26 protein-coding genes are annotated in these 24118 nt (G+C 43.9%); 14 read left to right on the forward strand and 12 right to left on the reverse strand.

Annotated elements, in window-relative coordinates; all coding sequences use genetic code 11:
• Positions 1-204: 204 nt before the first annotated feature.
• Positions 205-345, reverse strand: a complete 141-nt coding sequence (locus H8S64_RS05075) for a hypothetical protein (protein ID WP_176555056.1) — start codon at positions 343-345, stop codon at positions 205-207.
• Positions 346-478: 133 nt separating this feature from the next.
• Between H8S64_RS05075 and H8S64_RS05080 the strand changes: the two genes are divergently transcribed.
• From H8S64_RS05080 to H8S64_RS05095, 4 genes are read left to right on the forward strand one after another with little or no spacing between them, the layout of a single operon-like run.
• Entirely contained in the window at positions 479-1261 is a 783-nt protein-coding gene (locus H8S64_RS05080) for a HipA family kinase (protein ID WP_186975232.1), read from the forward strand.
• Positions 1239-1622 carry a DUF3037 domain-containing protein gene (locus H8S64_RS05085; protein WP_099292216.1) on the forward strand — a complete coding sequence of 128 codons (384 nt, stop codon included), beginning with the start codon at positions 1239-1241 and terminating at the stop codon, positions 1620-1622. Before H8S64_RS05080 ends, H8S64_RS05085 begins: the two co-directional genes overlap by 23 nt.
• Positions 1623-1682: 60 nt before the next feature.
• Positions 1683-2195 (forward strand): HigA family addiction module antitoxin, encoded by a 513-nt coding sequence (locus tag H8S64_RS05090; RefSeq protein ID WP_186975233.1) that lies wholly within the window; start codon positions 1683-1685, stop codon positions 2193-2195.
• Entirely contained in the window at positions 2176-2835 is a 660-nt protein-coding gene (locus tag H8S64_RS05095; RefSeq protein WP_099292218.1) for a nucleotidyl transferase AbiEii/AbiGii toxin family protein, read from the forward strand. The genes H8S64_RS05090 and H8S64_RS05095 overlap by 20 nt, the downstream gene beginning before the upstream one ends.
• A 117-nt stretch (positions 2836-2952) precedes the next feature.
• Here the strand turns inward: H8S64_RS05095 and H8S64_RS05100 are convergent, their stop codons facing one another.
• The 7 genes from H8S64_RS05100 to H8S64_RS05130 all read right to left on the reverse strand — a co-directional run bounded on the left by H8S64_RS05100 (position 2953) and on the right by H8S64_RS05130 (position 10924).
• The gene (locus tag H8S64_RS05100) at positions 2953-3237 is read right to left on the reverse strand and encodes a helix-turn-helix domain-containing protein (protein WP_186975234.1); all 285 of its coding nucleotides are present in this window, start codon (positions 3235-3237) and stop codon (positions 2953-2955) included.
• Positions 3238-3275: 38 nt separating this feature from the next.
• On the reverse strand, positions 3276-3974 hold the full coding sequence (locus H8S64_RS05105) for a hypothetical protein (RefSeq protein WP_186975235.1): 699 nt from the start codon (positions 3972-3974) through the stop codon (positions 3276-3278).
• Positions 3971-4600 carry a DUF6266 family protein gene (locus H8S64_RS05110; protein WP_186975236.1) on the reverse strand — a complete coding sequence of 210 codons (630 nt, stop codon included), beginning with the start codon at positions 4598-4600 and terminating at the stop codon, positions 3971-3973. Before H8S64_RS05110 ends, H8S64_RS05105 begins: the two co-directional genes overlap by 4 nt.
• A 267-nt stretch (positions 4601-4867) precedes the next feature.
• Positions 4868-5416, reverse strand: coding sequence for a hypothetical protein (locus H8S64_RS05115; RefSeq protein ID WP_099292221.1), 549 nt, complete (start codon positions 5414-5416; stop codon positions 4868-4870).
• Positions 5417-5440: 24 nt separating this feature from the next.
• Positions 5441-6070 carry a fasciclin domain-containing protein gene (locus tag H8S64_RS05120; protein WP_186975237.1) on the reverse strand — a complete coding sequence of 210 codons (630 nt, stop codon included), beginning with the start codon at positions 6068-6070 and terminating at the stop codon, positions 5441-5443.
• Positions 6071-6103: 33 nt separating this feature from the next.
• Positions 6104-7663 carry a RagB/SusD family nutrient uptake outer membrane protein gene (locus H8S64_RS05125; protein WP_186975238.1) on the reverse strand — a complete coding sequence of 520 codons (1560 nt, stop codon included), beginning with the start codon at positions 7661-7663 and terminating at the stop codon, positions 6104-6106.
• Positions 7664-7666: 3 nt separating this feature from the next.
• Positions 7667-10924 (reverse strand): SusC/RagA family TonB-linked outer membrane protein, encoded by a 3258-nt coding sequence (locus H8S64_RS05130; protein WP_255469434.1) that lies wholly within the window; start codon positions 10922-10924, stop codon positions 7667-7669.
• Positions 10925-10961: 37 nt separating this feature from the next.
• On the opposite strand from H8S64_RS05130, the gene H8S64_RS22480 reads away from it, so the two are divergent.
• Positions 10962-11249: a hypothetical protein gene (locus H8S64_RS22480; RefSeq protein ID WP_255469435.1), complete on the forward strand. Its 288-nt coding sequence runs from the start codon at positions 10962-10964 to the stop codon at positions 11247-11249.
• A 61-nt stretch (positions 11250-11310) separates the two neighbouring features.
• Here the strand turns inward: H8S64_RS22480 and H8S64_RS05135 are convergent, their stop codons facing one another.
• A complete protein-coding gene (locus tag H8S64_RS05135; protein WP_099292223.1) occupies positions 11311-12537 on the reverse strand; it encodes a FecR family protein in 1227 nt (408 codons plus the stop codon).
• A gap of 489 nt (positions 12538-13026) precedes the next feature.
• On the opposite strand from H8S64_RS05135, the gene H8S64_RS05140 reads away from it, so the two are divergent.
• Positions 13027-13392, forward strand: a complete 366-nt coding sequence (locus H8S64_RS05140) for a hypothetical protein (RefSeq protein WP_099292225.1) — start codon at positions 13027-13029, stop codon at positions 13390-13392.
• 74 nt (positions 13393-13466) lie between these two features.
• Here H8S64_RS05140 and H8S64_RS05145 read toward each other — a convergent pair whose 3' ends face one another.
• Positions 13467-14921, reverse strand: a complete 1455-nt coding sequence (locus H8S64_RS05145) for an amino acid permease (protein ID WP_186975240.1) — start codon at positions 14919-14921, stop codon at positions 13467-13469.
• Between the two features lie 105 nt (positions 14922-15026).
• Positions 15027-15611 (reverse strand): RNA polymerase sigma-70 factor, encoded by a 585-nt coding sequence (locus H8S64_RS05150; RefSeq protein ID WP_186975241.1) that lies wholly within the window; start codon positions 15609-15611, stop codon positions 15027-15029.
• Positions 15612-15675: 64 nt separating this feature from the next.
• Between H8S64_RS05150 and H8S64_RS05155 the strand changes: the two genes are divergently transcribed.
• Positions 15676-17346 (forward strand): putative transporter, encoded by a 1671-nt coding sequence (locus H8S64_RS05155; protein WP_186975242.1) that lies wholly within the window; start codon positions 15676-15678, stop codon positions 17344-17346.
• 24 nt (positions 17347-17370) lie between these two features.
• Here H8S64_RS05155 and H8S64_RS05160 read toward each other — a convergent pair whose 3' ends face one another.
• Positions 17371-17919, reverse strand: a complete 549-nt coding sequence (locus tag H8S64_RS05160; RefSeq protein WP_186975243.1) for a hypothetical protein — start codon at positions 17917-17919, stop codon at positions 17371-17373.
• A gap of 325 nt (positions 17920-18244) precedes the next feature.
• Here H8S64_RS05160 and H8S64_RS05165 point away from each other — a divergent pair, with 325 nt between their 5' ends.
• From H8S64_RS05165 to H8S64_RS05195, 7 genes are all read left to right on the forward strand, one after another.
• Positions 18245-18460: a heavy-metal-associated domain-containing protein gene (locus H8S64_RS05165; RefSeq protein WP_186975244.1), complete on the forward strand. Its 216-nt coding sequence runs from the start codon at positions 18245-18247 to the stop codon at positions 18458-18460.
• Between the two features lie 5 nt (positions 18461-18465).
• Entirely contained in the window at positions 18466-19236 is a 771-nt protein-coding gene (locus H8S64_RS05170; protein WP_186975245.1) for a YaaA family protein, read from the forward strand.
• Between the two features lie 70 nt (positions 19237-19306).
• Entirely contained in the window at positions 19307-20059 is a 753-nt protein-coding gene (locus H8S64_RS05175) for a CDGSH iron-sulfur domain-containing protein (protein WP_186975246.1), read from the forward strand.
• Positions 20060-20207: 148 nt separating this feature from the next.
• A complete protein-coding gene (locus H8S64_RS05180) occupies positions 20208-20969 on the forward strand; it encodes a DUF1295 domain-containing protein (protein WP_099292233.1) in 762 nt (253 codons plus the stop codon).
• 23 nt (positions 20970-20992) lie between these two features.
• Positions 20993-22285: an NADH:flavin oxidoreductase gene (locus tag H8S64_RS05185; protein WP_255469436.1), complete on the forward strand. Its 1293-nt coding sequence runs from the start codon at positions 20993-20995 to the stop codon at positions 22283-22285.
• A 54-nt stretch (positions 22286-22339) separates the two neighbouring features.
• Positions 22340-23278, forward strand: coding sequence for an SDR family NAD(P)-dependent oxidoreductase (locus H8S64_RS05190; protein ID WP_186975247.1), 939 nt, complete (start codon positions 22340-22342; stop codon positions 23276-23278).
• Positions 23244-24107: an SDR family oxidoreductase gene (locus H8S64_RS05195; protein WP_186975248.1), complete on the forward strand. Its 864-nt coding sequence runs from the start codon at positions 23244-23246 to the stop codon at positions 24105-24107. The genes H8S64_RS05190 and H8S64_RS05195 overlap by 35 nt, the downstream gene beginning before the upstream one ends.
• The last annotated feature ends 11 nt before the right edge of the window (positions 24108-24118 follow it).

Raw genomic sequence — 24118 nt, forward strand, 5'->3', positions numbered from 1 at the left:
TCCCGGCTACGCCGTACCCCCTCTATAAACAGAGGGGGAGCTTGGTTACTCGCCGTTTTTGGAAAGATTCATCAGCTCCTCCTCTGTTTATAGAGGAGGTGGCTGCGAAGCAGACGGAGGAGTTTTTGAAGAAAAGGGGTTTTTACCCCTTTCTTGTTTTTAATTCATATCCTCTTTTCCCATCTTCAGGAAACGCCATACCTCTCAGGAATCCAACCATTCGGTTGCCGGGGTGTAAGTGTAATGTTCCAGTTTTTCCAGCAACAAGTTGACTTTGTCTATCAATGTTCTGCTGTTTTTCAACAATAGACTCATGTTTTCGTCTGTCATACTTTTTTCTTTCATATCTTTTGTTTTTTAATTCATACATACAATATTACTGCTTAAATAAAAAAAGTTAATAGAGTATTTCGTGTGAAATCTCCGGTAAAATTGTTGTTTATTTATATCTTTGTTTTTGCTTAAATAAAGGAACGATATGGAGTTACGGACTACAAATGTTACAAGGTATATCATGCCCTTGCGTGAAGGCGGCTCTTTGCCGGCATTGGCGGAAGCGGATGATGAATTCAAATACGTGGTGAAATTCCGGGGTGCAGGTCACGGGGCAAAAGCTTTGATCGCTGAACTGATCGGGGGAGAGGTGGCTCGTGTTTTGGGATTACGGGTGCCCGAGATCGTGTTTCTTCAACTGGACGAGGCATTCGGGCAGGCGGAAGGCGACGAGGAGATACAGGATTTGCTGAAAGCGAGCCGGGGGTTAAACTTGGGGCTTCATTTCTTGTCGGGGGCATTAGGGTTCGATCCCACGGTGAATATAATTGATCCCGAATTGGCATCGAAAATTGTTTGGTTGGATGCCTTGCTCACGAATATCGATCGCACGATACGAAATACCAATTTGTTGATGTGGCACAAGGAACTTTGGTTGATAGACCACGGTTCATCACTTTATTTTCATTACTCGTGGGTGAATTGGGAAAAACACGTCTTGAGTCCTTTCGGGCAGGTAAAAGATCATGTCTTGTTGCCTCGGGCGAGCCGGTTGGTGGAAGTGGATGCCGGACTGAAAGCCTTGCTCACGCCGGAAAAAATACGGGAGATTGTCCATTTGATTCCCGACGAATGGTTGAATTGGGAAGATTTCGGCGTATTGCCTTCGGAGGTTAAAGATACTTACGTGCGTTTCCTTGTGGAGCGGGTAGCAAATTCGGAAATATTTATAAAAGAAGCTCAACATGCTAGAGAAATACTTGTATGAATATGCGGTCATCCGGGTTGTGCCCCGGGTGGAACGGGAAGAATTTGTGAACGTGGGAATCATTTTGTTTTCCAAACGGAAAAAATACCTCAAGGCAAAATATATCCTGCACGAGGATAAATTGAGAACGCTTTTTCCGGAGGCGGAGGTTGAGGTGATAGAAAATAATCTGCGTGTTTTCGATCGTATCTGTTCCGGAGCGAAAGAGGGCGGTCCTATTGCCGAATTTGAAATTCCGGAACGTTTCCGTTGGCTTACCGCCGTCCGGAGTACTTCAATACAGACCTCCCGTCCTCATCCCGGTTTCTCTGCCGACCTTGACGTGACGTTCGAGAAACTGTTTCGGGAATTAGTGTTGTGATTTTTGTTATAAAAATGCAAACAAATTTGTTTGCATTTTCGTATCTTTGTAAAAAGAATTATGGTGCATAAAATTGACATATTAAAAGGAATTCATCCGGGAAAGATCATTAGCCGAGATTTAAAAAAGAAAAATCTCAGCCAGCGTTCTTTCGCTGCTTCTATTGGTGTTCATAGTCAAACTCTTAATGCTATAATTAACGGGCGGCGGCAACTGACAATTGAATTATCTCTTAAGATAGAACAGGCATTGGGATACGAAGATGGATTCTTATATGCTCTTCAGGCGTATTATTTAGTAATAGAATTTAAGAATAAGGAATTAAGTCGGTCTGTATCTGGAATTCCCAATATCCGAAAGTCTTTGTTTTGGGACGTAGATTTTGATTCGATAGACTGGGGTAAATACAAAAAAGCCGTAATACAAAGGGTTTTAGAACGAGGAAATAAAGCAGAGAAGAAAGAAATAGCACGTTTCTATAATATAGAGGTTACTGAACTTGAAGGTTACAAATCGAACAATTATTATCGGATTACTAAAACGAAACATTCTAATGACAGTATTACATTATGAAACGGTAAAACCATATTTGAAGGAAATTCTTGATATGCTGATGGCGGAAGAATTGTTTAACCCGTTTCGTTTGGTTGGTGGAACTAATCTCAGTTTGCGATTTGGTCATCGTATTTCAGAAGATATTGATTTATTCACAGATGTAGAATACGGTAGTCTAAATTACCGGAATTTTGAATCTTATCTTCGTGCTAGATTTCCATATTATGAATCCACGGATACAACTTCGGTAGTGGGAAATGGCAGATCATATTATATAGGGTTGTCTGCTGATAATTATATAAAACTTGATCTGATGTACACGGATTCTTTTATAAATGAGATTGAAATCATTGACAATATACGTATGGCTAGCCTAAGTGATATTATTGCGATGAAAATGAATGTGGTGTCTCGCGGTGGACGAAAAAAGGATTTTTGGGATTTACATCTTTTGCTTGCTAGATTTCCACTATCTGAAATGTTTGCTTTTCATGAGAAAAGGCATCCGTGGGAACATGAGCCCAAAGAGTTGTTACGATTGTTCACTGATTTTAGTGTTGCGGATGAATTTCCTGATCCTATATGTTTGCTTGGTAAAAATTGGGATGATATAAAACTTGACCTAATTGAGATTGCTGATGAATATGTGGAAAAATAAGGTTCTCATGTATTCTTTAATGGTTTTGATTTTAGTATAAACTTGTCATTGTTTTGCAAATCCACTTGTTAAAAGTGGATTTGCAAGAAATGCAGATTGTTTAATACGTGTTCTTCGTTAAAATTTCTTCGCTTCCAATGTAGCCTCGATGTCCGTTTTGCTGAAAAATACTTTGCCTCCTAAACGCCGGAAGGGGAGAATATTTTTGTTACAATAAACTTGTAATGTTCGGGGGTATATTTTCAGAATGCGACAGACATCGTTGCCGTCCAGCCATTCTGTAGTCGGGGCTATCGTTTGTTGGTCCACTCGGTTGAGCAATATTTCCACTTGGTTCAATAACGTGTGGTTACATTCCAGTAACACGTGGAGTTGATACTCGATGTCAATATATTTTTCCATAATATTGTAGATTTGTGGTTAGTGAAAAGGAAGGGAAGTTATTTTTTTCTCTGTTCTCGTTGCTCCGCGTAATCGAGGTACTGCTCCCGCAGTTTGTCCACGTATTTAAGCGGGTTGTAACGCCCGAGAGATTGGTGTATCCTATCTTCGAAATTATTGGCGCATTTCCGGTTCATCATGGCCGAGAAGTATCCCGCGAAAGCCTTTTTCGTGACACCGGGAGTGATGCCTTTCACCGCACCGGAATGCCATAGGAAATTGATTAATTCGTTCAAGTCTATTTCGGTACCTTCAAGCATGAAATCGGATGGACGGAAAGAGGTCGTGCCGAGCAGGCTGGCTTTAGTTCTTTCGAAAGACTCTCGTTGCAAGGTGAGAAACCGGTCAAGATATTTCCGGTGGTCATTTGACAAATCCTGTAAAGACACGAGCTCGTTTCCTTTGGTGATTAATAAATGGCGGTGAATGCCGTTGATATTCTTTCCCGTGAACAGACTCTCCACGTGAAGGCAATAATTGTACGCTAACTTGCGCCAGTGATTGGTGTGTGTGCGGTTGAGGACGATCTTTACAGCAAGGGGCAATAACTCGATTTCCAGTCCAAGGAGGTAAAGTTGGTAATCTGCGAAATTGTCGGCACGATTGAAGGTGACGGGGTGATAGGGATCATTGGTAATTTCCACTCGAGCTTTACTTAATTCTGTTACATACTTTTTAATGGTTTTGGTGTTCATCATAGTTGGAAATGTTTATCGTTTGAAAATTGATAAAAGTTCTCATTACTGAAAAAGCAGTACAAATGAGAAGGAAGCGATACTCCGGCGGGAAGACGGAAGGTGTAGTTTTCGTCGGCACGGCAAACAGTTGTTGCGATATACAAGGGAAGGAATGAGGTTTTCTCTTCAATTAGGATAATCAGTAATTGGTCGGTGTGTGAGGAAGATGCTGTATCGGGGTTACATGTCCAGTGCAAGGTGAAATTGCCGTCGGACATGGTTTCCAAGTTTAAATTCTCCGCTTGTTGCCGGACGCCCTCGCTGAAATGCAATTGCGAGTAATCCGCCACGAATCCGTCGCCCCGGAACGCATGGATGTTCCGTTTCAAGAACAGGTTATACCCTGACATGGGTAAACCGATAGCGGCAACCCGCCAGATCCGGCGAATCGGCGAATCTTTCATTCGCTGATAGAGGACGGTAACAGCTTTCAACTTTCCTCGTTGTTGCAACTGTTCTTCGCTTTGGGCATCGTGATACGTGCCGGGTAGGAGTCTGGCAAACTTCTTCCCGTAACGCTCCACCACGGATACCCCTCCGATCTTACCGGAAAGGGTTTGTACAAAATCAGAATCAATTTCTGCCATAGTTTTGTTATTTAGTAAGACAATGTTCTTCTCCAGTCAGACTGATATGACTGTATAGCCTCTATTCAGTCTGAAAAGAAGAAATAAAATAGATTCACACATGTTACAAACTTGTTTTCATTCGAATGTCAAGCGACTTTATATCAAGTCTATTTCGACTTTATAGGCTTAACATTCCTTGTCAAACGCCGGGAAAACAAGGATTATTTTTGTGAAGGGGTAGAGGAGGGCATTAGTGAAAGTGCCCTCCTGACACGCAACGATGACTTATTTCACGATGATGGTGAAACAATCATTTACGTCTTTCGAGTACCCCTCGTTCGAGAAATTTAAGGAGATCACGTAACGTCCGACGGGAATATCATGTTCAATAGGAACCTCGAATATTCCATTACCTCTAACAGTTAGGCAATCCGCTAATTTATTAGCATCGCCATTCGTTGTTTTGATTTCTTTCACGGTAACATAAATCTGTTGAGTTCCTTGAATGCCTTCGATAGGTACGCTTACCCATGGTTGTTTCCACTTTAACCGATAATAATCTTCTCCTTCTCCTCCCATACCTTCATAAGTAGGTTCGATTCCCCATTCGAGAATTTCTTCAGGTGGTATCCCCATGTTGATTAAATCGTAATATTCCGGGTTCGACCAAATACCCCAACTTGGAGGTGTAATATCTAAATCTTTTTTTACAATCATTGAATCGGTTTCATAACTGGCATTTTCTGTCAATAAATAGCCTATGGTTACATCTTGACACCCGACTCCAAGCCAAGTAACCATGGCAATAATCGTCAATATAATTATATTCTTCATAGTTTTAATTTTTTAATACCTCCATTATATTCTTCCCAAATCGTAATTATAATTCAATGCATGAACTACTCCATTCAGAGGTTGAATGTCTGGGGTGGCGAGAGGAACCATTGTTGCTTTTGTAAAAGAATAAATGTACATGGTCTCGGGACCTAAATCAGGAACTCCGCCATAAGCCGATTTATCTCGATAAATTCGTAAATGACTGCCGCCTAAAGTTTCAACATCCGTTCCTCCGTCTTGTAATTCGTCGTCAATCATATAGTCTACATTACGGTATGCAAAGTCGGCTTTCAAGTATTTTTTGTTCAACACGTGGCGTAGCACGATTGCTTTACAATCCTTTATACTCATCTCGTCCACTGATTCCATACCGTTATTCCATAAATGTCGTAATATAGTGTAACTCGGGGGAGCAAAGAAAGTAATCTCTTTGTAATTCGAGTCTTTTCCCTCGAACATATCGGTTAATCCTGCCCGTTCTATCAATTTTACGGTTAATTCCCAGTTATATGTATCTTTTCGTAAATACTCCATGATAGAACAATCATGATAAGGGCTGGAAACCCCGCTGTCATACCAATCTTGTGCGGTACAAGAAGACAGGAAGATTGCGGCACTAATACAAACAAATATATTATATATTTTTTTCATAAACTTCAATTTAATAGATTTACGTTGTTCCATTTACATTCTTCGTTGCCAATATATATTTTGCCTTAACAAGGGGTTATCCCAAAAATTTGAACTTTGAAGGGCACCAAAGAATACACCGTCAATAATATCTTGGGCGCTTACGTTACGAAAACCGCCATATAATTCCGTTTTGTAGTATTCATTGCGTAACACGTCAAACCAACGTCCACCCTCTATCAGGAATTCTTTTTCCCGTTCTTTAAATATTGTATAACGCAAGTTACCGCCATACTCGGATGCATCATATAATTTTGCTTTTGCACGAGTCCGGATAGTGTTCAGGTCGTCTATCGCACCTTGCAGGTAACTGCCACCTAATCTAGCCCGGCATTCAGCTCTCAATAGAATAATATCGGCTAATCGCCACCAGATTTTATTAGCGTCGAAATTGATAAATTCTCCGCCGCCCGCACCTCCGTCCGTGGAAACATAGGCTTTACGGTGTTTGTAAGGGTAAGCGTATCCGCCTGTTATATCAATATCCACGGAATCACGCATATATTCATACCGATAAAACCAAGCATCTCGTCTTAAATCGTCTTTGGAGAACATTTTTTCAACGGTTTCATTCGTGATTCGGAATCTCATGTATTGTATATTAGCCATCGTTGCCCCCGTAACCACTGGATAGCCTTGATAAAATACTGCCATATCGGTTGAAGCTAGACGTTGATCCCATTTTGTCTGAGCCAATTCATCCCAATAATTTCGGAAAATACTCTCGAAAACACTCTCCTTTGAACCACCCATGAAGGTTGTTTCACACATGTCTTCCGGGGTATCCGCTAGTTTATAAATATCTTCCCGCTTGATGATGTCCGTGCAAGCTTGTTCCGCTATTTTCCACAGTTCCTGTTCATCATAATTTCGGTCTTCCGGTTTTGCCATGTATTTACAACCAGCTTTCCACGCGCACAAATGGGCTAACAAGGCATTTGCCGCACCTTTGCATGGACGGGCACGATGAGTTACAGCATTGCCGTTTGCGTCCGTTAATTTGTCCCATTCGGGGAGAAGTTGTACCGCTTCTTTAGCTAATTCAATGGCGTAATCTATTACTTTTATCCAAGAGGTTTGCCCTTGTGGGGTGGTTTCCACTTCGTCACGAATCAAGACGCAATCTCCGCATAGACGAACGATATGCAAGTAAGCAAATGCTTTAAAGAAGTAGATTTGTCCCCTGTAAAAATTGCGTCTTTCTTTTGGCATGTCAATTTTATCAATATAAGGTAATGGTACATTAGCGTATGAGATTACACGATAAAACCAATCCCAATCTACAATATACATAAAGGGTTCATGTTCTTGTAATAGTGACGATGAACCTTCTTCAATGTAATCCGAATATTCTCCATTGGGGGCAAGGTCTTGACCAACGCATTCATTGCGTACAGAGGCTTCCGCACCCATTACGCCAATCTCTAGTTCTCGTTCTGTTTCAAAAACATTCATGAATGTGACAGAGTTTTCCGGGCTCATGTCCAAGGAATCCACGCAAGCCGTGCAATTCAATAAAAATGTGAAGAGGAATAAATAATATATGTGTTTCATGGTTTAGAATTTTATCGTTAAACCTAAAGTAAACTTGCGAGCCAATGGATAGGGTAATGCTCCATTGTTTCCATCTATTCCGGAGCGAATATCCACCGTTTCCGGTTCTATACCGGAATAGTTTGTCCACGTGAACAAGTTTTCTCCACTGGCAAAGAAACGTAATTCTGAAAGCCCACAACGTTTGATCCAATTTTGGGGGAGCGAATAGCCTAAAGTTACGGTCTTTAGCTTTAACCAGTTTACTTTTTCTACGTCATCCTTAACGCTACCCCAGTTGTGGTCAGCATTTCCTTGCCACATGGGGAAATCTGATTTATCTCCGTTTTTTTCCCAGAAAGTTACTTTATTTAAATTCATTGCGATAGCGGGGTATTCACCGGGCATGCCCAAACATCTTTTAGATATATAATTTATCATATGTCGTCCTAATTGATAGGATATCAGCATATTCAAATCAAAATTTTTCCAACGTACTTCATTCACAATTCCTCCGCTTATCTCGGGTAAGGCACTGCCACAATATACTCGGTCTTCAAAACCGATTTGTCCGTCACCGTTCACATCAATGAACTTGTAATCCCCGGGTTTGAAATAAGTACTATTACCTTCATCTCCTCCTAGATAATGACTTACACCAACAGAATTATAGAACACGGGTATTTCATCTTGTGAATTTATATAGCCGTCTGTTTTAGGTAAATAAATTCCGTTTAAAGCTTTTCCTATAATTCGTTCGGCTCCGTCATCTTTTCCGTTCGTGGATTTTTTGAAGCGATTCCAGTTTTTGGCAGCGTTGATAGAAATTTTCCAATACAGCTCGGGACGTCGGAATATCTCGTAACGAACCATTAGTTCTATACCTTCGTTTGAAATTGTTTTTGCATTTTGCCATTGGGAATCATATCGTTGATAAGAGCCTGTGGGTAAATTGATTCTATCAAGTAATTTGTCTGTAAGCCGATAATAATAATCAACCGTAAATCCTAAGCGATAGTCAAAAAAATCCAAGTCAGTCCCAAAATCATATTGGTCGGTTTCTTCCCAACTCAATTTATCATTATATAGTCCTCCAAACCATTGGGGACGAATCATTCCGTTACCCATGTAAGGAATATCCGTGACAAAGATTCCTAATGCTAAATAGTTTTGTGCGAAATGCATACCAGAACGTCCCCAACTTGCACGTATTTTACCGAAAGAGAACCATGCTAAGTGTTCTTTTATCCAGTTTTCTTCAGAAAAATTCCATCCTGCTGCGATAGAGGGGAAAGTTCCCCAACGGTTGTTTTTTCCAAATGTGGAACTTCCGTCCCTGCGAATGCTAAATGAAAGTAGATATTTATCTCGAAAACCGTATTCCAAACGGGCAAAATAAGAGAGTAAACATTTTTCTTGCATGTCGGATTGATAATTTTTGAAAGCGATTGGACGAGATTCGCCACCTCCCCAATCTTCATACCCGATATCCGGCATTCCATCCGGGGCATAATATATTTTATCACTTGGTGAATTTTGGGCGTATCCTCCGTTGTATTCCTCTTGATCATACTGGTAAGAGAAACCGGCTACAAAGTCAACATGATGGTCTTCATGAATTACTTTTTTGTATGTCAATAAATTTTCATTTAGAACCATGAGATTTATCCCCGTTTCCCCGATGCTTTTAGAATAACCGGAATAGCTTAAATTTGCCGGTTGGAAATAGTTTCGACGGTCAATGACATAATCAGCAGCCAAGGAAGAAGAAATATTCAATCCCTCTATGATTTCGTAACCTAATTTCATGTTCGTTCTTAAGCGTACGGAACGATTGTTTTCTTTTGTACCTTTGTATGCGTTTAGGGCTTGCTCCCACACGATGGAACCTTCTCCTGGCAATAAGGATGATAATTGATAGGGTTCTCCCGGGACTGTTTCTATTGGGACTGCATTTTCCGAATAAGCTAAATTTTCAGAAGCATTTGAACTTGCCCGTTTTTTTCGTGTGATAGAAGCGTTAAAACGTAAATCTACAGTCAATTTTTTTACCGGATTCACATTTAAATTGGCATTTAGATCAATTCTCCGGTATCCTGTGCCCTTATAAATACCTGTTTCATCGTATAAACCTAATCCGATGGCGTAAGTTGTTCTCGTTGTACCTCCATACGTTTGAATGTTTGCATTTGTAATTTTACCTGTTTCAAAATACATTTTGAAAAAATTCGTGGAATTGTTGTAAAAAGGATTTAAACTATCTTGAAACATCGTGCCATTTCCTGTTCCCCAATATTCCGTGTTTGGAATCCAATTTTTGTCTAATGTGGCTCCTTGTGTATTGTGTTCGTATTGTTCCTTTAAAGAAGTCGGGTATTTCCAGCGATTGGTTTCTTTATCTAAATATGCACGATAATACTTTCTATTGGCAGCCAAACGAAAGGCTCGTTCTGCTCGTCCTGACGTTAAATCGGGATAACGTGGCAGAATGCTCCATGATTGGGAAAAATTGACAGAAAATGTAGCATCTTGATCTTTCAATCCTTTTTTCGTGGTAACAATAATTACTCCGTTTGCTGCACGTGAACCATAAATTGCCGCAGAGGAAGCATCTTTTAATACTTGAATTGATTCGATCATATCCGGGTTTAAATCAGCCAATAAGTTTGCTCCCGTGATAGGTGAAGTAAAAGAGTTTAACGGCATCCCGTCCACCACCCATAAAGGATTGGAAAAACGACGTTTTTGTTCGACATCTAATGAGTTGTAACCTCGGATTGTGACTGCAATATCGCCTCCTCCCGGTGCTCCGGAGATATTGGTTATATCCATACCGGCTACCCGTCCTTGTAATAGGTTAGCAATACTTGATGTCGGAATTCCTTTTATTTCATCAGCCTTTATCGTTGACACTGCGCCTGTCATTTTTCTTTTCGTGGTATTTCCATAGGCAACAACGACAGTTTCGTCCAACATTTGTATGTCTTCCTCTAGGGTGATGCGGAGGGTATCTGTTTTTTCCGTGAAGTTGATGACTTGTGTTTTGAAACCCACGAAAGAAAATTCTAAAGAGCCTTTGGTTGTTGGAAGTTGTAAAGAAAACCAACCTTTATTGTTTGTTGCTGTTCCAATGCTCGTGTTAGCTAGTTTTATAGTTACTCCCGGCATCGGTTCTTTTTTCTTGTCATAAACCCAACCTTTTAACGTGATAGATTTTTTTTCGTCCTGTGTATTGGCTTTGAGTTTGATAACAATAGCGTTATTTAGAACGACGTATTCCAAGTTCGTGTTCTCCAAGCATTTTTGTAGAATCTTTTCTATGTCTACATCGGTTTCATTAAGCGTGATGCCTTTCACGGGTGCAATGTCCGTATCATTGTACATGAAGGTGAAGTGGCTTTGTTGCTTTAACTCCCAGATTACCTCTTCCAAGGTGGCATTTTTCTTCTTGATCGTGACGGTTTGCGCGTTCGCCCCGGCAAAGGTTTGTATCACGAAACACGTGAGTAATAGTAATGTCAATTTCATACATCTAATCATTTTTCGCGTATTTCCCCCGGAGGGAAAAACGCTTTTCCATCTTTTTTTCATAACTTTGTTCAGTTAATTAATGACTAATTAATTCCTAGGATCGGGAAATGTTGGAGCAGGCCCCGATCCTTTTCTTATTATCGGGTTTGAACGGTAATCGTGTTTGCCTTCCGGACGGCAAGCACTTTCCCGCTCTCGTTGATAATTTCCAGTAAGTTGTCGATTTCTTCGTATTTATCCAGATTTGCCGAAATTTTTATCTCTTTCGCTTCCGGGTTGGTGTAGAAGATTGTCATCCCGTACCAACGAGCCACCTCGTTCATCACGTCTTCCAAACGTTGGTTGCGGAAGACAAACATCCCTTTCACCCATCCCGTGTATAAGTCCGTGTCCACTTTTTGGACGGAAGTTTCTCCGGTTATCCTATCCAGACGGAATTGCTCCGAGGGTTTCAACAACACTTTCGATTTGTCGGTGTAAGCCCAAACGGAACCTTCCACCAGCGTGGTATGCACGATGTCTTCGGTGGGATAAGATTTTACATTGAAACACGTTCCCGTCACTTGTACTTTCATGCCCTTCGTGTTTACTATGAAAGGCCATCCTTCGGCATGCACGACTTGGAAGAATCCTTCTCCTTCGAGAAACACCTCTCGCGGTTTCCCTTCCTCGAATTGTTCGGGAAAGCGTAATTTCGATTCGCAGTTCAACCATATTCGCGTCCCGTCGGTAAGTGTCACTCCATAGTCTGTTCCTGCCGGGATTTGTATCGTGTGGTAGGAAGGAAGTATTATCTGTGAATCCCGAACCTGTTGATGTTGTGAACCTGCCGGGCTATTGGTTTGATAGGCAAGTAAATTCGAGGTGTCGTTCACGATCTGTGTACCTTGAGGTGTTTCCAAGTGAATCTCCGTTTGAGTCAGATCGTAGACTTGTCCCGATGCGGTTGTCAATATGGCACCTTGTTTGCCCTTGTGTACTTCTTTTGCCACTTGAATCGTTTTCTGTTTTGTAAAATGCTGTTTTAGCATCAATCCTCCCGCCACGCTCAGCAACACGCCCGTGCATGCAACCACGGATAGCCACGCTCTCCTTCCAACCCGGTGTTGCCGTATCGTTCGACTCCTTTGTGAAGTCATATTCTTTTCTTGTACCTTTTGCCGGAACTTCTTCCACTCCTCGCTCACCACGATCTGCCGCCCGTACTCCTCGCGTAAAAACGCCTCTCGATTCAAGATTACCTCCTCGAACAATTCTTTGTTCTCTTTGATAAGTAGCCACTCTATAAACTTTTCGTCCAACAACTTCTCCGGCTCCCTCAAATGAGAAAGAATAAATTCTATTCTATCGTATTTTTCGTCCATTTTTAGCTTTTTTCTTCTTGTTTTCTTATATCACAGATTCATCTCGAAAATGGGTGAGAAAAAAATGAACTTTTTTTAATTTTTTTTCGTCGAACTTATCCCCGGGAATTTGAAACATGACCTAATACTTTTATTTACACCAATCTAACGCAATAAAAAAAGAGGGCGTATTTCCCGTTTGCTTTCCCGTTCGCCCTCTTAACAAATTCGAATTGTCGCACAAATGTAATAAATTATTTCAATATTAGAATAAAATGCGTGATTTTGAAATGTTTTTTTGGTGGGAATATGATTTTGAATTGAAATTTCGGGATGTGAATTTTTCTGATAGTTGTAGACTCGTTAATGGATTAGGAAGATTTGGCTATTTCCTTTATTATTCGATTAAAATCATTTTTCGTGGAAAAATGTGGTGTTTATATTTTTTTGTATATATTTGTAAAACAGTGATGATGTATTAAGGTATGTTTATTTTATTTCAAAAGTAGCATGAATAGAGAGGATTATTTATCTCAGATGAAGGCACTTGAGGATATTATTATTGATGCTCGTTCGCAACAAGATACTTTGAGGCAGCAGTATATAGATGCCAATAAGAAGTTTGATGTAAATGAGAGGATCAGGATAATTACTCCCGGTTTTAGAAGAGTTACTCCGGATGAACAAGGAAGAACGCGTATTCCCGAAGATGTGAGGTATGCTTATGTGGAAGGATACACGATAGACAGTCAGGGGAAAATAACGTATTTACTGGCGAAGGAGACAACGACTCATCGGAAAGCGGTAGCAAAGACTTCTTACACGGAGTTTGATATTCTTGAAAAGATAGATCCGGAAGCACTTCCGGTTTTGTAAAAGAGGGGAATATCCCGGTGCATAAAAAAAAGAGCGATAAGTGAAAAACTTACCGCTCTCGGTATGTTATGCGGTTAATGTCCGCTTCGTTGGCGTTTCTTTTCCATCGCGATACTGATTATGAATGGGATGGAGAAGAATACCACGGTTCCTATGACGACAAGTCCGGTATACATTGCCGGGCTGCCGACAGGTAGTTGGGATGGTGGGAAGAAGGTGACAGCGAAGGAGAATAGTACTGCAAGAAAGCCTATGCCCGCTATAAGCCACATTCCCAGATTTCCTCCCGGTACCCGGTAACTACGGGGAAGGTCGGGTTGCGTGTACCTCAGCTTAATGCCGGAGGCGTACATCATCATGTACATAAGTAAGTACAATCCGATCGTGAGGGCGCTCAACAGGAAGAATGCAACGCTGACGTCGTCCATGATCATGTAAAGTGAAGATAGAACGGAAACGATACATCCTTGTATGATAAGGATGTTAATTTGTATCCCGTTTTTATTGGTTTTCTTCAGTAAATCGGGAAGTTGTCCGTCTTTTGCTGTCCAGAGTAGACCGCGGCTGGGGCCGGATATCCATGACATAACTCCGGCGAGAGCCCCGAAAGCGACAAGGAGTCCCATCACGTTGGATAGCCAGCCGACATGGTAATGGTCGAACAATTGTTGGAAGGTGGTAAATAATCCCGATTGAAGGTTTATCTGGTCATAAGGGGTGACGATTGCCACTGCCAAAGCTCCTAGGGTAAACAACGCGAAAGAGATCAACGCCGCGAGGAACATGGCGGCCGGGAATTGTTTTTGAGGGTTTTGTAATTCTTGGGCGTGTACGGCGTGTACTTCAACTCCGGCAAAAAGAAGTAATATTCCTGCAAGGAAAGCGATATCGCTCATTCCTGTGATGTGAGGGAACAGACGGGGATGCACGTGATGTGCGGCGTCTATATTTACAACTTCCGAAACGGTGGCCGGCACGTGTTCCAGAGCTATCGGGTTTTTATCAACCACCCAGATGATAGCCATAACGATGACGACGATTCCGGGTAATACCGTTCCGATCAAGAAGCCTTGGCTGGTGAGCTTGGATACGGTGGAAGTCCCCTTGAGGGTTACCCACGTGGCAAACCAGTACATGATGATAGAGAATAATCCGACAAACATTCCGTTCTGTGCCAGATCGGGTTTGCCTATCATGTACGCGATGGATGCGGCGGCAAAACCGAGGACGGTAGGATACCAAACCACGTTCTGTATCCATTGCAGGAAGATAGCGGCAAATCCCATCCGTTGGTTGAAAGCTTCTTTTACCCACGTGTAGACGCCTCCTCCTTTGGAGGCGAAAGCACTACCTAATTCCGCTCCAACAAGGGCGGCGGGAATAAGAAACAGGAAGGTGGCAAAGAATATATAGAAGAACATGGTAAGTTCTTCTTGTGCCATCATTGGTAAACCTCGCAGGCTGATTACCGCAGCGGCGGTCATTAGCGCGAGTTGAGTTGTAGTGATGTTCTTAGTTGGTTTAGTCATAACGAAAAATTTAAAATGAGATATGTTTTCCTCCGTTTTTATTTAATATTTTTCGTTGTAACGTGGAGAGAAGAAGATTTGTTATGTAAATTTCTAATAATTTGATTATCGTTGATAGCCCTCCGGTGTGCTATCGTTGCGCAAAGAGTCTTCGTGAACGAGAAGAAGTAATAGCAGAGAAGAGGGAAACTCATCACGTAATATATTTAATCCGGTGGTTACGTGTGTTTTAACGGTGTTGACCGAGATGTTAAGTTCTTCCGCTATTTCTTTATATTTTTTGCATTCTATAAAGCATAATTTCATCACCCGCGAGCAACGTTCCGGAAGTTGGTCTATTCGTTTTATGATACGGTTGATGAGTTCATCCCGATCGGAAGGCTCGGATAGGGTATATACCGGTTCCTCGACAAGTGCCTGTTGTGCGTGAGCGTCCTCTACTTTCCGGTGTGCCAAGTAATTGATTGCCCTGTTGCGGGTAAGGCTGAACAGGTAAGGCAGGATAGGACGGGAAAAGTCTATTTCTTCCCGGTGACTCCACAAGCTGAGAAATACGTCATGAACGATATCTTTCGAGGCGTCCGGATCGTTCACGAAAGTAGTAGCGTGGGTACATAGAGTTGCAAAGTGCTGTTTGAAGATATCTTCAAACCCGGTACACATCGATTCTTTGTTTTTCACGCGTTCCATAATCCAACTTTGATTGTTGCAAAGGTAGGAAAATTTATTAATTTTGGCATTCAAATTTCAATATATGGAATGGTTGAATAGTTTATTTGTAGAACACTCTGTTATTCAGGCGGTAATCGTGATATCGCTGGTTTCGGCAGTGGGATTGGCTTTAGGGAAAATCAGTATCTGGGGAGTATCGTTAGGGGTGACGTTCGTGTTCTTTGCCGGTATTATGGCAGGCCATTTCGGTCTTACGATTGATCCGCAGATGTTGAATTACGCCGAGAGTTTCGGGTTGATTATTTTCGTGTACGCTCTCGGTTTGCAGGTGGGACCCGGTTTTTTCTCGTCATTGGGAAAGGGCGGTTTGAAGTTGAATATACTGGCGATGGTCGTGGTGGCTCTCGGGGTAATGCTGACTTTGGGTTTTCATTGGACGACGGGGGTATCTTTGCCGGACATGGTAGGTATTCTCAGCGGTGCGGTGACAAATACCCCGGCGTTGGGTGCGGCGCAACAGACGTTGAAGCAGATGGGAGATCCGACGATGACTCCTTCCGATATAGCGTTGGGATGTGCGGTGGCTTATCCGTTGGGGGTAGTCGGGGTGATTCTTGCAGTGATTTTCGTGCGTAAACTTTTTGCCTCGAATATCTTTTTCAAGAAATCGAATGATGATAAGCATAAGAAGACGATTGTTGTGGGGTTGAACGTGAGCAATCCCGGCGTGGAGGGCAAGACAATTAAAGATATAGCGCGAATGGCGTCGAAGAGATTCGTGATTTCCCGTTTGTGGCGTGACGGGAAGGTAGTCATTCCGGCTTCCGACACGGTAGTGCAGCTTGGCGATCGTTTGCTGGTTATTATCACGGAAAGTGATGTTGACGCTTTGTCGGGAATGATTGGTGAGCGGGACACGACGGATTGGAATCAGGAGGATATCGACTGGAATGCCGTGGATAACCAACTCGTGTCGCATCGTATCGTGATTACACGTCCCGATATTAACGGGAAGCGGTTGGGGACATTGCGCCTACGGAACGAGTTCGGGATTAACGTGACTCGTATTTACCGAGCGGGAATCGTGCTTTTGCCGACACCTGATCTTGTCTTGCAGTTGGGCGACCGTTTGAATGTGGTTGGTGAGGAGGCTGCTATTGCCCGGGTGGGGGAAGCTGTGGGTGATGCCGTGAAAGACCTTGACGAACCTAATCTTGTGGCGGTGTTTATCGGTATGGTATTCGGTTTGTTGCTCGGTTCAATACCTTTGGCTATTCCCGGTATCAGTTTTCCGGTGAAGTTGGGATTGGCGGGAGGTCCGATTATAATGGGTATTCTGGTCGGTGCTTTCGGTCCTCGGATACATATGATTACTTACACGACGATTAGCGCGAACTTGATGTTGCGGGCTTTGGGACTTTCGATGTATCTCGCTTGTCTTGGGCTGGATGCCGGTACGCATTTCTTCGAAACGGTTTTTCGTCCGGAAGGAGCGTTGTGGGTGGCTCTCGGTTTTGCTATCACGGTGGTTCCTGTCGTGCTTGTGGCGGCTGTGGCAATCAAGTGGATGAAGATTGATTTCGGTTCGGTGGCGGGAATGTTGTGCGGGAGTATGTCTAATCCGATGGCGTTGAATTATGTCAACACGACCGTGGATAATGATTCTCCTTCCGTGGCATACGCGACAGTTTACCCGTTGACGATGTTCGTACGGGTAATTCTGGCGCAGGTGATTTTGATGTTGTTTCTTTGAGTGTAGGCTTGTGAACTTTTATTTTCAGAGGCAGAAGTCGCTTTTTTCCCATTCAATGGAGCATCCTGTGATTGGGACGGCGCCTTTGTCTGTGATATCGAGCAATTCATCTTCCATTTCATAGTAGGCGAAGCCGGCTCCTATGACTAGCTTTTTGTAGATTTCGTTTATGTCGATAGCTTTCGGCACGAGTTTTCCTTGCCTTATGGATACAGGGGTGAGTTTTTGTCCTTTTACCCCGATTTTTATTCTTCCGCCGATAAACAGGATATGCCAACCGTCCACCACGGGCAGGTCTTGCGTGGGATATAGCACGTGTTCTCCTTTTGTGCTGGTAAAGGTGATTTTTGCCGGACGTATTTCACGATTTTTCCCGAATATTTTACTGGCGAGAGTACCCTGTCTGGTCATTTCGTCTATGGTATATTTGAATTCATCAATGAGGTCGGGCATGAGCATGTAAAGTTCTTTCTGCGGGTCTTCGTCCCATTCATCGAGTTTCATTTCCAATATTAGAGCAAGAGCCATGAGAGCCTCTGGTGCCACGTGGAGGGTAATATCTTTTCTTTTCATAGCTGTATGTTTTATATTTTCCTTCTTGATCATTTGTATTTATAGCCGGGAAGTAAGTTACGCGAATATTTTATAAAAAACAACGAATTGTTTCATTTTTCTCCTTGCGGACGGTAGGTAGACACGGGAACAGGCAAAGATTTTATGGAGATCCTATAATAATGTCAAAAAAAAGTTTACCCTTGGTATGGAATTTGGTGATCTAATACTTTATATGCCTGTCATTTGAAACATAGAAGCACTTGTATTCGTAAACATATAAATGATAATTTGCAATGTCAGGTAATGATAGTCATATCTTGTAAACTTTATAAACAGATTAGACATGGAAAAGAAATTTCGATTCAAGACAAACCTAAAATGTAATGGTTGCGTATCAAAAGTTACCCCGTACTTGAATAGCACGAGGGACGTTACGGATTGGACTGTTGATTTGAAACATCCCGATAAAGTACTGACAGTGACGTTGCAAACGGGCGATACCCGTTCCGTGCGCAAGGCATTCGAGGGTGCGGGGTATAAAATTGAAGAAATACATTAGAAGTTATGTTGATTATTTTATCACCGGCAAAGGCCATGGATATGTCCGCGGTAGAGAAAGATGTTCCGGGTTCTATACCCGAGTACGCGACCGAGGCGGAGTATCTCGCGGAACAGATGCGTCGTTTTTCGGCATCCGATTTAGAGAAAATGTTGAAGATCAGTGATAAGTTGGCTCAGGAGAATTACGAACGTTATCAAAAGTTCGGTAGTTTGTCGAATCCTCGCAAACAGGCGTTGCTGGCATATAACGGGAGTGTGTTCAAAGCTATTGCTCCTGCTTCATTTGCGGTAGACGATCTGAGATATGCCCAGAATCATCTCCGTATTATTTCAACGCTCTACGGGTTGGTACGACCGCTTGATCTGATACAGGCGTACCGTATCGCTTTCGCGGTAAAATTGAATGGAACAAACGGGGGTGATCTTTACGATTATTGGACGCCCAAGTTGACAATCCCGTTGCTGGATGCCGTACGTTCTGCCGGTGGTATTATGGTAAACCTCGCCAGTCTTGATATACAAGGGGCGTTACAAATGGACGTGATCCGGGAAAAGGTGGAGGTGATCACACCGGAGTTTCAAGAGTGGCGTGACGGGAAATACGAGACAATTCGTACTTATGCCAAGGTAGCACGAGGTATTATGACCCGTCACATTCTGCTCAACCGTATCGAGAACCCCGAGGAGTTGAAGTCTTTTCGTTGGGACGGTTTCACGTTTAACCCGGAACTATCGAATGAAGAACATTATTTTTTCACGCGGGTGAAGAAATAATGTGGTGATTTCTTGAAACAAAACCTTATTTTTTTACGATATATCTATCATGTTATAAATCTTATAAGTCATGAAAGAGCGTAAAATAGAACCGGGGACACCCCTGAACGATCATAAGTATTCTATCGTGGTGGATCGCAAAGGACCTTATATGGTCTACGGGCGTCCACCCATGAAACAACAGTTTATCGTGCAAAATGAGGAAGGTACTTCGTGGTCGTATCGCGACGGTATCGAGTTCGATTTGGAAGATGACCCCGTGGCGCTTTGTCGTTGCGGTGCATCAAAGAATCACCCCTTTTGTGACGGTAGCCATTTGACCACCAATTGGGATCCCTCGCTGACTGCCGATAATATACCTTTACTCGATAACGCCGACGTGTTCGACGGTCCGGAATTGGAATTGACGGATAACGAGAAATATTGTGCTTTTGCCCGTTTTTGTGATGCTTACGGTAAGGTGTGGAATCTTGTCGAGGAATCCGACGATAAGGAAGCACGTGAACTTACCGTGCGCGAGGCGAATTATTGTCCTGCCGGAAGACTGAAGGCGTGGGACAAGGAGAAAGGTGAGTTTATCGAGAACAGGCTGACTCCCTCGCTCGTGTTACTTGAAGATCCTCAGGAACGTTGCAGTGGTCCGCTGTTCGTGAGAGGGGGGATTCCTATTGACGACACGGAGGGGGTAAAATACGAACTTCGCAATCGGGTTACTCTTTGTCGTTGCGGTGCCTCGTCCAACAAGCCATTCTGCGACGGTACGCATGCCAGTATCCGTTTCCGTGACGGATTGCCGGGACCGCACGGGGAAGCTAAACGATAAATAGGTTCATAAAGTTCATAAGGTTTGTAAAGTTCATAAAGTAACGGGTGCTTCTCGGACTGTGTCTATTACTTTATAAACCTTATGAACTTTATAAACTTTATAAACTTTTTATTAGTTTTGCCGGAAACTAATAAAAGGTTATTGTATGGATACATTTCATATATTTTTATTCGTGATGACCGGAATTGCGGTTATCGTTTTCGTGGCACTTTATTTCGTGAAGGCGGGATATGGTATGTTTTTTGATGCGAAGTGGGGACGTCCGCTGAATAATCGGTTGGGGTGGGTGCTCATGGAGAGTCCCGTTTTCGTGGCGATGTTGCTTTACTGGTATTTTTCCGATCGTCGTTTTGATATTGTTCCGTTTTTATTCTTTCTTTTTTTCGAGATACATTATTTCCAGCGTTCGTTCATTTTCCCGTTTCTGCTGAAGGGTAAGGGACGTATGCCGTTGGGTATCGTGCTTATGGGAATCACGTTCAACGTGCTTAATGCATGTATGCAAGGGGGATGGATATTTTATTTCTCTCCTGCGGATATGTACACGACGGCGTGGCTGACCACCCCGCAATTTATCATCGGTACGGTCGTGTTTTTCGGGGGGATGTTTATCAATCTTCATTCCGATTATATTATCCGGCATTTGCGTCGTCCCGGTGACACGGCTCATTATCTGCCTCGAGGCGGTATGTTCCGTTACGTGACTTCCGCGAATTATTTCGGTGAAATTGTGGAGTGGACAGGTTTTGCCATACTCACGTGGTCTCTTTCCGGCACGGTATTTGTCGTTTGGACATTTGCGAACCTTGTGCCGCGAGCGAACACTATTTATCATCGTTATCTTGACGAATTCGGTGATGAGGTGCGCGCGATGCGTTTGAAGCGGGTGATACCGTTTATATATTAGTTCTCAAAGATAAAAAGGTTAACATGAAAGAAGACACCACTAACAGCAACAACTTGCAACTCGCTAACGGCGGATGTAACCCGCAACCTGCGACTGCCGAAGGCAGCAAACTGTTCACGCCTTATAATATCGGTCCTTTGACATTGCGCAACCGGACGATTCGGGCGGCTGCTTTCGAGGGAATGTGCCCGGGGAATGCCCCGTCGGATATGTTGCATGATTATCACGTGGCGGTAGCCCGCGGGGGAATCGGTATGACCACCTTGGCATATGCGGCAGTGACGAGGAGCGGATTGTCGTTTCCTCACCAGCTATGGTTGCGGCGGGAGATCATTCCCGATTTGCGGCGTATAACCGATGATATCCACGCCGAGGGAGCCGCGGCATCTATTCAAGTGGGGCATTGCGGGAATATGTCCCATCGCTCGATATGTGGTTGTATGCCTCTCTCCGCGTCCAGCGGTTTCAATATTTATTCGCCCACGCTCGTGCGGGGAATGAAACGGGACGAGATCGTCGATATGGCACGGGAGTATGGCAACTCCGTGCGTCTTGCCCGAGAGGCGGGATTCGATGCCGTGGAGATTCATGCCGGGCATGGTTATTTGATTAGTCAGTTTCTTTCGCCTTATACCAATCATCGTCGCGACGAGTATGGTGGTTCGCTCCAGAACAGGATGCGTTTTATGCGTATCGTGATGGACGAGGTGATGGAGGCGGCGGGCGATGATATGGCTATCCTCGTGAAAGTGAATACACGCGATGGTTTTCGCGGTGGCATGGAAGTACCGGAGTGTATCGAGGTCGCGAAAGCTTTGGAAAAATCAGGAGCACACGCTCTTATTCTTAGTGGCGGGTTTGTCAGTCGGGCTCCGATGTACGTGATGCGCGGGGCTATGCCGATACGTTCTATGACACATTATATGCATCAGGCGTGGTTACGCTGGGGGGTACGTTTGGCAGGACGTTTTATGATTCCGACGGAACCTTTCAAAGAAGCTTATTTTTATGATGACGCGATAAAATTTCGTGAGGCGTTGCATTTGCCTCTCGTCTTTGTCGGTGGTCTGATAGCCCGTGACACGATAGATCGGGTGCTGGATTCGGGATTCGAGTTTGTTTCTATGGCAAGAGCCTTACTTAACGAACCGGATTTCGTGAACCGTATGGCACGAGAAGAGAACGCCCGAAATACTTGTGAGCACGTCAATTATTGTATTGCCCGAATGTACTCGCGTGAGATGGCGTGCCATCATCACTTGAAGGATTTGCCGAAATCGCTGGTAAAGGAAATGGAACGATTAAATGATTTATGATTGCCGATTGAGTGATTAAGTGATTAGAGATTTAGTGATTAAGTGATTATCGGAATGAAAAGTAACTTGCAACTCGCCGAAGGCGAATGTAACTTGCAACCTGCAACTTGCCGAAGGCAAACAAATGGCGAATGTGACTTGCAACCTGCAACGTGTAACTCGCCGAAGGCGAACCTCACGGCTGTTGTAACCGGAGCGAGTTCCGGTATCGGACGGGAATATGCCCGGCAGTTGTGCGAGAAGGGATACGAGGTGGTGATGGTGAGCAACGAGGATATCCCGCTACGGAAAGCGGCGGAAGAGTTCGCTGCGAAATACGGAACCCGGACTTATCCCGTGTGCATGAATCTGGCTGTACCCGATGCGGCGGTGCGGTTGCACGAATTTTGTCGAGAACGGGGATTCACGGTTGATATACTGGTGAATAACGCGGGTGTATTCTATTTCGAGCAGGTTGTGGATGTTCCCGTTGATCGGGTGGAGTTGATGCTGACGCTTCACGTGACTACACCGACAATGCTATGCCGTCTTTTCGGTGAAGATATGAAATCCCGCCGTCGCGGGTATATCTTGAATATGTCATCCGCCTCGGCGTGGTTACCTTACCCATCAATTTCGCTTTATGCGTCCACGAAAGTTTTTCTTAGAAATTTCTCCCGTGCGTTCCGGTTGGAAATGCTTGACCACGGGGTAAGTGTCACCGCGGTGTGTCCGGGTGCGGTAGCGACAGACTTGTACAATTTACCGCGACATTTGCAAAGACTCGCCTTGCGCCTTGGGGTGATGATGACTCCCCGTTCGTTGGCTCGCCGCGGGTTACGGGCTATGTTCCGTCGTCGGGCAAGAGTAATTCCGGGGATATTCAATTATTTCATGATCGGGACATTGAAACTCGTGCCATTAGGGGTGATCAGGTGGGCGATTCGAGAGGTAGATAGAAGGATAAAAGGAAAGAAAAATGAAACAAGGTTGGGTAATAGTCACGGGTGCTAACGGCGGCATGGGACGGGCAATTGCGATGGCGGTAGCCCGGGCGGGAATGCCCGTGGTGATGGCTTGTCGCGATATAGCGAAAGCGATACCGGTGCGCGAGGATATTGTACGGGAGAGTGGTAATTCAAACGTGGAATTATATCGTCTTGATCTCGCTTCGTTCGCGTCCATTCAAATGTTTTCCGAGGAAATGACAAGAAAGGATATTGCCGTGCTGGTGAATAACGCGGGAACGATGCCCGGCGAATTTTCTCTGACGGAAGACGGGCTGGAAATGACCGTCGGTGTGAATTACGCGGGGACGTGGTTGCTGACCAATTCGTTACTCCCGTTCATGGGACACGGCATCGAATCGCGTGTTATCAACACGACCTCGATCACCACTTGCATGGGACACGTGGGAGAGCGTTTCCTTGTTCCCGACCCGGAACGTTTCCGGCGTTTTCGGGCATATCCGGATTCTAAACTTGCCGTGCTCATGTTCACGGCGGAACTTGCCCGGCGGTTACGCGGGCGCACGATTACTGCCAACGCGGTCGATCCCGGTGTAGTCGATACGGGCATGATCACGATGGGACGTTGGTATGACCCGTTGACCGATCTTCTGTTCCGTCCCTTTATCAAATCTCCTGCGCGGGGAGCATCCTCTGCCATTATGCTCGCTACTACCGACCGCTACGCCCACGTGACGGGTAGTCTTTTCCGTGGCGGTCATCCCGTCAAACTACCTGCCGAGGCTCGTGACCTTCCGGCTTGTCGGGCTTTGTGGGAAGAAACACTTCACTTCGTGCAGGGAAAGTTGCGTCGCCCGTGGGATGAATTTAGTTGATCGTGTGATTA

Source organism: Butyricimonas hominis, assembly GCF_014287455.1.
GTDB classification, from domain to species: domain Bacteria; phylum Bacteroidota; class Bacteroidia; order Bacteroidales; family Marinifilaceae; genus Butyricimonas; species Butyricimonas muris.

Bases quoted from the DNA above. Each gene is read 5' to 3' on its own strand.
- H8S64_RS05075 (WP_176555056.1), bottom strand. From the start codon at position 345: ATGAAAGAAAAAAGTATGACAGACGAAAACATGAGTCTATTGTTGAAA.
- H8S64_RS05080 (WP_186975232.1), top strand. From the start codon at position 479: ATGGAGTTACGGACTACAAATGTTACAAGGTATATCATGCCCTTGCGT.
- H8S64_RS05085 (WP_099292216.1), top strand. From the start codon at position 1,239: ATGCTAGAGAAATACTTGTATGAATATGCGGTCATCCGGGTTGTGCCC.
- H8S64_RS05090 (WP_186975233.1), top strand. From the start codon at position 1,683: ATGGTGCATAAAATTGACATATTAAAAGGAATTCATCCGGGAAAGATC.
- H8S64_RS05095 (WP_099292218.1), top strand. From the start codon at position 2,176: ATGACAGTATTACATTATGAAACGGTAAAACCATATTTGAAGGAAATT.
- H8S64_RS05100 (WP_186975234.1), bottom strand. From the start codon at position 3,237: ATGGAAAAATATATTGACATCGAGTATCAACTCCACGTGTTACTGGAA.
- H8S64_RS05105 (WP_186975235.1), bottom strand. From the start codon at position 3,974: ATGATGAACACCAAAACCATTAAAAAGTATGTAACAGAATTAAGTAAA.
- H8S64_RS05110 (WP_186975236.1), bottom strand. From the start codon at position 4,600: ATGGCAGAAATTGATTCTGATTTTGTACAAACCCTTTCCGGTAAGATC.
- H8S64_RS05115 (WP_099292221.1), bottom strand. From the start codon at position 5,416: ATGAAGAATATAATTATATTGACGATTATTGCCATGGTTACTTGGCTT.
- H8S64_RS05120 (WP_186975237.1), bottom strand. From the start codon at position 6,070: ATGAAAAAAATATATAATATATTTGTTTGTATTAGTGCCGCAATCTTC.
- H8S64_RS05125 (WP_186975238.1), bottom strand. From the start codon at position 7,663: ATGAAACACATATATTATTTATTCCTCTTCACATTTTTATTGAATTGC.
- H8S64_RS22480 (WP_255469435.1), top strand. From the start codon at position 10,962: ATGTCTACATCGGTTTCATTAAGCGTGATGCCTTTCACGGGTGCAATG.
- H8S64_RS05135 (WP_099292223.1), bottom strand. From the start codon at position 12,537: ATGGACGAAAAATACGATAGAATAGAATTTATTCTTTCTCATTTGAGG.
- H8S64_RS05140 (WP_099292225.1), top strand. From the start codon at position 13,027: ATGAATAGAGAGGATTATTTATCTCAGATGAAGGCACTTGAGGATATT.
- H8S64_RS05145 (WP_186975240.1), bottom strand. From the start codon at position 14,921: ATGACTAAACCAACTAAGAACATCACTACAACTCAACTCGCGCTAATG.
- H8S64_RS05150 (WP_186975241.1), bottom strand. From the start codon at position 15,611: ATGGAACGCGTGAAAAACAAAGAATCGATGTGTACCGGGTTTGAAGAT.
- H8S64_RS05155 (WP_186975242.1), top strand. From the start codon at position 15,676: ATGGAATGGTTGAATAGTTTATTTGTAGAACACTCTGTTATTCAGGCG.
- H8S64_RS05160 (WP_186975243.1), bottom strand. From the start codon at position 17,919: ATGAAAAGAAAAGATATTACCCTCCACGTGGCACCAGAGGCTCTCATG.
- H8S64_RS05165 (WP_186975244.1), top strand. From the start codon at position 18,245: ATGGAAAAGAAATTTCGATTCAAGACAAACCTAAAATGTAATGGTTGC.
- H8S64_RS05170 (WP_186975245.1), top strand. From the start codon at position 18,466: ATGTTGATTATTTTATCACCGGCAAAGGCCATGGATATGTCCGCGGTA.
- H8S64_RS05175 (WP_186975246.1), top strand. From the start codon at position 19,307: ATGAAAGAGCGTAAAATAGAACCGGGGACACCCCTGAACGATCATAAG.
- H8S64_RS05180 (WP_099292233.1), top strand. From the start codon at position 20,208: ATGGATACATTTCATATATTTTTATTCGTGATGACCGGAATTGCGGTT.
- H8S64_RS05185 (WP_255469436.1), top strand. From the start codon at position 20,993: ATGAAAGAAGACACCACTAACAGCAACAACTTGCAACTCGCTAACGGC.
- H8S64_RS05190 (WP_186975247.1), top strand. From the start codon at position 22,340: ATGAAAAGTAACTTGCAACTCGCCGAAGGCGAATGTAACTTGCAACCT.
- H8S64_RS05195 (WP_186975248.1), top strand. From the start codon at position 23,244: ATGAAACAAGGTTGGGTAATAGTCACGGGTGCTAACGGCGGCATGGGA.